General features: G+C 59.4%; 8 protein-coding genes. 3 read left to right on the plus strand and 5 right to left on the minus strand.

All coding sequences use genetic code 11. From position 1 onward, the window contains the following. The 5 genes from EP26_RS28435 to EP26_RS35720 all read right to left on the minus strand — a co-directional run. Window positions 1-2,540: hypothetical protein (locus EP26_RS28435; protein WP_043344354.1), on the minus strand; the 2,540-nt coding region annotated here is incomplete at its 3' end. A 334-nt stretch (window positions 2,541-2,874) separates the two neighbouring features. Continuing rightward, entirely contained in the window at window positions 2,875-3,135 is a 261-nt protein-coding gene (locus EP26_RS28440; protein WP_043344356.1) for a hypothetical protein, read from the minus strand. Between the two features lie 201 nt (window positions 3,136-3,336). Beyond that, the gene (locus EP26_RS28445; RefSeq protein ID WP_043344359.1) at window positions 3,337-3,531 is read right to left on the minus strand and encodes a hypothetical protein; all 195 of its coding nucleotides are present in this window, start codon (window positions 3,529-3,531) and stop codon (window positions 3,337-3,339) included. Between the two features lie 480 nt (window positions 3,532-4,011). Then, window positions 4,012-4,905: a PEP-CTERM sorting domain-containing protein gene (locus tag EP26_RS34020; protein WP_084113097.1), complete on the minus strand. Its 894-nt coding sequence runs from the start codon at window positions 4,903-4,905 to the stop codon at window positions 4,012-4,014. 528 nt (window positions 4,906-5,433) lie between these two features. Beyond that, the gene (locus EP26_RS35720) at window positions 5,434-6,090 is read right to left on the minus strand and encodes a M10 family metallopeptidase C-terminal domain-containing protein (RefSeq protein ID WP_157033890.1); all 657 of its coding nucleotides are present in this window, start codon (window positions 6,088-6,090) and stop codon (window positions 5,434-5,436) included. Between the two features lie 191 nt (window positions 6,091-6,281). Here EP26_RS35720 and EP26_RS28455 point away from each other — a divergent pair, with 191 nt between their 5' ends. The 3 genes from EP26_RS28455 to EP26_RS28465 form a co-directional block, all read left to right on the plus strand. Next, complete coding sequence (locus EP26_RS28455; RefSeq protein WP_043344364.1) at window positions 6,282-6,572, plus strand: DUF4326 domain-containing protein; 291 nt, start codon at window positions 6,282-6,284, stop codon at window positions 6,570-6,572. A 453-nt stretch (window positions 6,573-7,025) separates the two neighbouring features. Beyond that, window positions 7,026-7,289, plus strand: coding sequence for a hypothetical protein (locus tag EP26_RS28460; RefSeq protein ID WP_043344365.1), 264 nt, complete (start codon window positions 7,026-7,028; stop codon window positions 7,287-7,289). A gap of 364 nt (window positions 7,290-7,653) precedes the next feature. Then, window positions 7,654-7,889, plus strand: a 236-nt coding sequence (locus EP26_RS28465; protein WP_043344367.1) for a sugar transferase, incomplete at its 3' end; no start/stop codon positions are given.

Here is a 7,889-nt window from a genome sequence, read left to right on the forward strand (position 1 = left end):
GCGAGGTGGAGAACAGCGCCGGAGGGGAAGCGATAGGTGGCGGGCGCATCCTCATCCTCGCCCGGCTTCAACGGATCGCGCACCGCACCGCGCTTTTCCAACTCCGCACGAATGAGCCTTTCCGGCTCCAACTGCACCACGGCCAAGGTTTCGCCATTAGCCTGCGCCGCCTCGACCAGCAGCACGTCGGCCACGTCACTGACGCCCTGCGGCTTCAGCAAAGAGGTTCGGCCAAACTCGCGCGGGATTTGCACCACATGCTGGTGCGGCGCTTCCACCTCGATCTCGGTGACTTCTAGCTGCGGCGACCAGAACCGCAGCAGCTCCGGCCGGGTGGTGGCGCCCAGGTACAGCATGGCCGGTGCCTGCCATCCGTCATGGATATCCTCACGCCACGCCAGATGGAGCATCGAGCCCTCGGCGCGCGTGATATTCACGCTCCGCGCGTCGCCGCCGTCCAGAAAGGCGCCGATCATCTTGGCGAGCCGGGGCCTGCGGCTGGAAAAGCCTTTCGCTTGGGCCTCACGGTAGGCGGCGATCGCATCCTTCTTTGTCGCGCCCTTGGGTAGCCTCACCTTCGGCTTCGTGTCCCATTCCAGCTTGGCCCACTTGGCAGCGGCGGACGTGTCGCCGAGTGGCATGGGGAATTCTAAGCCCTCGCGGAACACCTTGCCCTGCGGTTGCGCCATGAGGGCGGCGGCAGCTTGCCGGCGGTACTCCATCAACTGCGCCGCTGCCGCCTCCGTCAGCCCCTCAGTCGGCCCCTGTTCCAGGCGGGCAAGGTCCAGGCGAATGGGCTCTTTCCCCACCCCTGCCAGCCAAGATGGCACGGGGTCTTCGTCCACTATAATGGCGGTCGGCTGCATCGCGTTGCCCTCGGCATCACGCGGCCAGCCAGCAAAGGGCGTCCGCGTCACCACCTGATGCGCCGCGACCCAAACATCCGCCGTCTGGTCGCGCTGCGCCAGATAAGAGCAAGATCCGGCCATGGGGCAGGCGGTGCAGCCGTGCGTCGCATCCAGCCCCGCCGCCTTGGCCTCATCGGGCAGCTCGGGCACGGTACACATCGCCTTCCCAGGATTGGTCGGATCGGCCGCATCCATGCCGCGCCAAACGGCAACACGGAGGCCAGGACATGCCTCGCGGATATCCGCCGCAAGCTGGTCGCCCAGCTTGTGCCTCGGGTGCGTAAACAGCACCGGGCCGAGTCGAGCGGCCTTTCCAATATCGACCAGCAGCGGCTGGCCCTCGATGCCCGCATGACTTTTGCCGCTGCCGACCGTGACATTCATAAGGATATGCGGTGTCTCGCCCTGGCCGATGCGGGTGGCAAAGCCAGTCATGACTTTCCGCATCGCGGCCCCGGCCTCCGCCAATGGCACGGCGCGGTTAGGGTACTTCGGCGCGACAGGTTTTGCAGCGGATGCTGCGGCGAGCGCAGCTCGCTCTGCTCTGCTCCGCGTCTCCTGCGCCACCGCCCATTCGGCCTTGTCGCGGATGAACGCTTGCGATGCGTAGCGGCGGATTTCATCAGGCCCGCGCCCACCTGGATCGGCCGCCAGCACCCGCGCCGACACGTCAGCGACCAGAGCATCGAGATCCGGTGCGGGATAGTTGGCGGCGACGAAAGCAGACACCGCCCGCATGATGGGGCCATTGAAGCCGTCAGCCCCGCCGATGGCATCGAGCCATCCGCCATAGCCAAGGCTGGCATGGGCCTGCTGGCCGGGCTCGTAGGCGGCACGCGGGGCCACTTCCGGGATGGCGAGCGTCGCGGCATCGGCCTCGCGCTCTATTAAGAGAGTGCGGCGACCGGCGAGTGGATCGCGGAGGCCAGGGCCAAACGCTGGCGCGCTTGAATAATGCGGCTGCGTCGTCACGAATAACTGCGGATCAACGAGTTTGAACCCGGCCCGCGCGTTCACCCCTGCGGCCCATCGCTTCAACGCCGCGCCATCCTGCGGCTCGGACAGCATCAACCAGATATGGCCGCTGATGGTGGGGCCGCTGCCTGGCTTGACGATCCCATCCCATCGGCGCGGCAACCCGGCGACAGCCTCGGCCTCGGCCAGATCGGCGATGCCTGCGGATGCGCTGAACCGCACCACGGCGGAGACGCCCTCTAGCTCTGGCGCATAGGCGGCGAGCATGTCGAGCAGCGCGGCGGCGGCCCCGGCCGGATCATCCAGCACGGACAGCGACGCTGGCGCTGGCAGCTTGTCGCAGTCGATCAGTGCCCAGGCGCGAGGCACATCATCGAACACGCCGCCCTCGCGGCCTACCTTGCGGCGGAGAACCTTCTCTAGATTGGCACCCGGCGCAGCCTCGCCACGGATGATGCAGCGATCCGGCTGCCCTTCAAGGCTCACCAGCAGGCTATGCAGTGCGCGGATGTCGGCAACCGGCACAGCGGAGGCGGCAAACGTCGCAACCTTATCGTAAGAGCGCATCGCCACTTGGCCGTTGGCTGCCACGTCATACGACTTTGCCAGCTTTCCGAGATGCGCGCGGAGGATGGTAAGCGAGTGCGGGCCGCTCATCGCCCCGCCTCCATCTTTACCTTCGCCGCGATGGCTGCCGCGACGGACGGAAACAACCGCCGGGTCAGCGGCCCATGCCACCCTCTGCCAGTAGCATGCACCACCAGGGCAGCGCGCGGGCCATGCTCACCCTCGGGCGCGTCGAGCAACAAATAAATACGCGGGCTAAGTTGTTCGCAATGATCTGAAACCAAAATAGACATAAGGCGCACTTTCTCAAATGCGCGCTTCGAAAGCCCTTGTAAAACCGGCTGGATGGTGCTACTAAAACTGCGGCAAGTATCAGTTTTGTAGCACTGTTCCGGCCGGAGGGGCTTCCTTCGCGCCGGTTTTTTTATGCGTTGCCGGAAATATCGTGCTGCTGCACCGCTGAAAGCTGGCGAAGCAGTTCTAGTTGCTGTGCGTCGTAATGCTTCATGGCGTCTGGCCAGCCGAGCGCGGACGCGCCGATGGCGGCAAACTCCAGCAGCTCGGCCAGCTCGCGGGCGTCGATGCCCACGGGAAAGCTGCGCTTGAACGCGGCGTAAAGCGGCTCAGGCAGCTTCGCCACGCCGCACGGATTGGTCTGGAATTGGACGGGAAGCAGGCTACTCATTGCAAGGTCACACCTAATTTCGTGACCCCGTGATCGGCGGAGGGTGCTTGCAGGACCACCAAAAAGGCCCTAAATTCTCCGCGTCACGAGGTCGCTTTGTTTCACTTTGGTCGGTGGCAGGCACGTCGTAGGCACTCAAAAAAGGGTCTGAATTCGCGGCGCTGGTCCCTGGCAGGACTGGCGCCGCACTTCGTTCAGGCCCTACGCCGCCAGCGGCGGCTGGCGGATCTCAAGCTCCATGGCTGGCTTTGGCAGGTATCCATTCTGCCGCAACCAGTCGGTCAAGATCACCTCGACCGTGTTGGAGAGGGAACGCATGTTCGTGGCGGCAGCCTGCTCCAGCCCGGCCTTCACTGCCGGGTCAAGCCGGACGCCTAGCGGCGCGGTCTTCGCCATAACGCGACTCCATCATTCCAACGCAGCGTCAATTGTAAGCGGATTGGCAACGCCGCCGCAAGCACAACCACCGCCGCGATGAAACGCCATAACCATCTGTTTTTGCTAGGTATTTCCAGCTAAGGACAGACCGCGGCCAGGGCTGGGCGACGATGGCGCCGGCCACTTCGCCGCCGTTGGCGGAGTCCGAGGGGCCGATCCCGCCGGTTCGGTCGTGGGCCGTCCACACCGCCGAGGGCCGCATCCGCCGCCTATGCCGCCGAGGACCATGAGGGATAGGGCGCCCTGGCGACGGATACGTCCGCACCGCCGCGCCACCACCTGGTCCTGATGTCGTCGGCACCCTGTTCGCCACGCTCCACCACCAGCAGCACTGCCGGCGCTGTAATCTGGCAAGTCGCCGCTTACCAGCAGTTTGGGGACGAGTGACGCGGGCGCCCCAGCATAAGGGCGCCCTGTCAGGTATTCCAACAGCGGAGACTAGGCCGCAACGGCGGTCCGGTTGCGTGTCCGTCCGCGCCGGATGGCAGCAAGACCGAACAGGCCGGCGCCGAACAGAGCAAGCGAAGCGGGCTCTGGCACGTTGGTTACAGGCTCCGTAGAGAGAAAACCCGACTCAGAAGTGTACGTATAGCCGTCTGGAAGAACTATGTTAATATGAGCGGTGTGGCTAATATCAGCTGTTGCTGACCCGTAATGGGTTGAGTTATATATTGTAAGCTGCCAAATGACATCAAAATACGGCTGAAAGGAAGATACGGAAAAGAAAGCCGATGTGTTTATATCAAAATCTCCCCGCGTTGAAGAACAATCAGGACTCCAGTTTGGCGGCGCCATATTTGTGCCAGCGCAAGCTACACCGCTGTCTTGTGCACGACCATTGTATGACGTATTGATATTTGCATAAACTCCAGAATACCCGACTTGATTAACATTGTTATTCACTTGAGTGTTTCCATCAACACTCATGTTGACGGTTCCTGTAACGGGACTTGAATTTAGTCCACTTACATAGATTCGATCCGCAACAGCAATTTTGATGTACCCTCCAGCACCATACCCACTGGAAGGAGCGTTTTGCTCTATATAACCTTTCAATGTGCGATCATTGAAATTGACTGAAGCCCACAGGTATCCAGATCCAATACCATTTTTTTCATATCTGTATTGGTCCGACCACTGTGAGTTAATGTAATCGTAGTTGTGGGAGAAAAGCGGAGAAGATGGCAAGTTACCTCCTCCTCCAGGATTCATTTCGTAATATATAAAGCTATTGTCCTGCGCTCCAATCACGGCAGCAGTAGCGAGGCTCGGGACGGTGAGACTGAGCGCAGCTACAATGAGACCAGTGTAACGCTTACGAACGTGTTTCATCGCACACTCCTATGCACGAAACGACTTCTGCAAACGCCATGCCAGGACAATAAGTTTTTTTTATTCAATGAATTACGAGTCGATGCGGGCCGGCCATGCTGTAATGTAAAATATTTTGACAACGATTCAGAACGCCTTCGAACGCGATGACCAGAGACGGCCAGCGTGGGCAACAGCAATTATCTGTAATGAACTCACAGCTTTCAGAGCTCAAAGGCTGTTTTGAAAGGCACTGCTAGCCAAGCTGGGGCTGAAAAGGCAGCAGAGACGAAGCGTTCTGGGCGGCTTTCCTGGAGAAAGCCGCCATGTGGACGCACCAGACCCGCGTCTTGGTTGGAGACTATGGGTCCGGTCAAACTATGAGCGACAAGCAGTATGGCCTTCTCGAACCGCTCATCCCGACCGCCAAAAAATGGCATCGCTCACCACTTCAGGACGCCGTCCACATCAAATGCCCGTCGCTGCCGGAGCACCTGAGCTCCGGCAGCTATATTAAACCAGCGCTAGACTGTGGCTGTGAAGTGAGTTTTAGGACGAAAAGATAAAATCATTTTCCGTTAGATTGACGTGCCCTACTATCTCGATCTGGCCAGCCGGACCTCGGTATTCAATTTCTTCTCCCGGCATTGGAGTAAAGTAAATTCGCCCCAAATCGATAATCGTATTGCCTCCTTCGTAGTGGAAGCCGACCTGAAGCTGTTCGTCGACGGTCAGCTCGTCTTTTCCAACAAAATTTGCTCCCAAGGCGCCACCATAATCATTTTCCCAACCGCGCAGATCGATCTTGTCGGTGCCCTGACGGAAGTCGAGGATTACGTCCCGTTTGCCTTCGCCGACACCCGTGTCTGGGCTGGGAGCGCCAGGGGAGGCATAGAGCAGATCAAAGAAGAAGACATCGCGACCTGCTGCACCCTTGAGGTAATCGACTCCAAGGCCACCATCGAGAGTATCCCGTCCGGCGCCGCCGCACAGAAAATCGTCCCCACCGCCAGCTTTTATCGAATCATTCCCATTACCACCGAACAGAAAATCTGCACTGTCAGAGAAGGACGCTCGTACATCGATTTGTCCTGGTGGTATGTCGTAACCACGGATAAAGTCGTTACCAGCACCGCCAGATATATAGTCTGTTCCAAAAGTACCAATTAGTGTGTCTGCTCGCGGCGTACCAAATTTGACTGCCATAAGACGACCCCTCCCTTACAACGTAGCAAAGGTGAGGGCATCAAGAACCTTACGACAGTCCAACTGCCGAAATGACAAACACAAGTTGCTGTCATACTTACTCAAAGACACAAGTAAAGCGCGCTTTAATGGGGAAAAAATTCAACCTTTTCGATGGTGCGGTATCACTACCAGCACCAGCTGGACCGCGAGTGCTGAACCTGAAGGGCAGCGGACTTACTCTGGACACCCTGCCGCCCCACGGCCTCTACATCGGCCGCCGCGTGCCCTTCCAAACATGGAAAAACAGCAAATGGGCCAATCCCTTCAAGTTTGGCCGTGACGGCAGGCGGGCCGAAGTCATCACCAAGCATGAGCAATGGCTTTGCGATCAGCCCGAGTTGCTGGCTCGGCTGCACGAGCTACGCGGCAAGGATCTTTATTGCTGGTGTCATCCCGAGCCCTGCCATGGCGATGTGCTGCTGCGGCTGGCGAACGCCTGACCTTTAGCCATGACAACGACGCCGACGCCCCCCGGACATCGACGCCGTTGCTACAACCAGTGGTGCCCCCCGACATCGCTGGCTCAATAAATATGGGAAAACTGCGTGGATTCGCACAACCCATAGTAAGCTATCTACAACACAAAACTTATAGTTGAGATAATATAATATCAAACTGCACTCAGAACATTCATGTGAGATGTGCTCTCATGTTTAATCAACTATAAGTTTAATAACATGAATTAGCGCACACAACGTCTGCTGCCGCTCTCGCTTGTGTGACTGTATTTGGTTGATAGTCATCAGCCATAGTCGCGGCAGCGGAGAGGGCCTTGCCATCCCCCCGGCGGCAGTTCTGATGCCCTCTACGCGTCCCCCCCGATTAATGACCGCAGTGAAGCTGGGTGCTACAGCACCCAGCTTCCGTGTATGAGCCCATCCTCCGACTTGCCCATGAAGCCGAAGCTGACAGCCGAGGAACGCCGTCAGCGTGACGCCGATCGCCTTCAAACCATCCGACTACGGATGCTAGTCGGGCAAGCGCTGCATGACCGCGGCATTAAAACGCCGGCCGCGATTGCCGCAGCGATCGGGATGCCGGTGGCCGAGGCGACCAAGTTGATGACGGGCAAGCAATGGCGAGCAGGCGACGTCGCGCTGCTTGAGGCGGCGGCAATGCGGCTGGGGCTGCTGGTGCCGGATGTAACGCCACGCTGAGCGCGGCGCTCTACCGTCAAACTAGGACGTAGATAATCGGCACCCAGAGTGCAGCGCCAAGGATAAGGGCAACGATCACACCTTGGCCGAACCGGCGGGTACCGGGGTCGAGGCCTCGCTCTGTCTCCGGTGGCACGGGCAGAGCACGTGCCTCTGATGAATAAGCGACCATAGGTAGATTTTAACTCTCACAATGAGCGTTATCAACCCGAAACGCATAAATGCGCTTCGGGGTTCATCCTCACGGCCAATTCATGTGTCCAAGCTTCTAAATTATGAGAAACACACCTTGAGGTAGAGACAATCTGTCAATCTTCTGTTTATAAAGTGGCGAGCGTATCTACTTTTAGATGGAAGAGGCGGCATGGCGGACCGGATCTACCTGGATCTCAACCAGCTGCATGAGGGCTGGCTGGCCACCGCCCGCGCCAACTGCCAGGGGCAGCTCAAGGCGGCGATGCACCGCAGCCTGGACTTGGCCTTCGCCCTGGCCCTGCTGCTCGGTACCCTGCCCCTGCTGCTGCTGGTGGCGCTGGCCATCAAGCTCGATAGCCGCGGCCCCATCTTCTACGGCCAGGAGCGCGTCGGCCTCGGCGGCCG

Source organism: Belnapia moabensis DSM 16746 (genome assembly GCF_000745835.1).
Taxonomy (GTDB): domain Bacteria; phylum Pseudomonadota; class Alphaproteobacteria; order Acetobacterales; family Acetobacteraceae; genus Belnapia; species Belnapia moabensis.

What these genes read in the sequence shown, in the direction of transcription:
- EP26_RS28460 (WP_043344365.1), top strand. Translation starts at nt 7,026, where the DNA reads ATGAAGCCGAAGCTGACAGCCGAGGAACGCCGTCAGCGTGACGCCGAT.
- EP26_RS28440 (WP_043344356.1), bottom strand. Translation starts at nt 3,135, where the DNA reads ATGAGTAGCCTGCTTCCCGTCCAATTCCAGACCAATCCGTGCGGCGTG.
- EP26_RS34020 (WP_084113097.1), bottom strand. Translation starts at nt 4,905, where the DNA reads ATGAAACACGTTCGTAAGCGTTACACTGGTCTCATTGTAGCTGCGCTC.
- EP26_RS35720 (WP_157033890.1), bottom strand. Translation starts at nt 6,090, where the DNA reads ATGGCAGTCAAATTTGGTACGCCGCGAGCAGACACACTAATTGGTACT.
- EP26_RS28445 (WP_043344359.1), bottom strand. Translation starts at nt 3,531, where the DNA reads ATGGCGAAGACCGCGCCGCTAGGCGTCCGGCTTGACCCGGCAGTGAAG.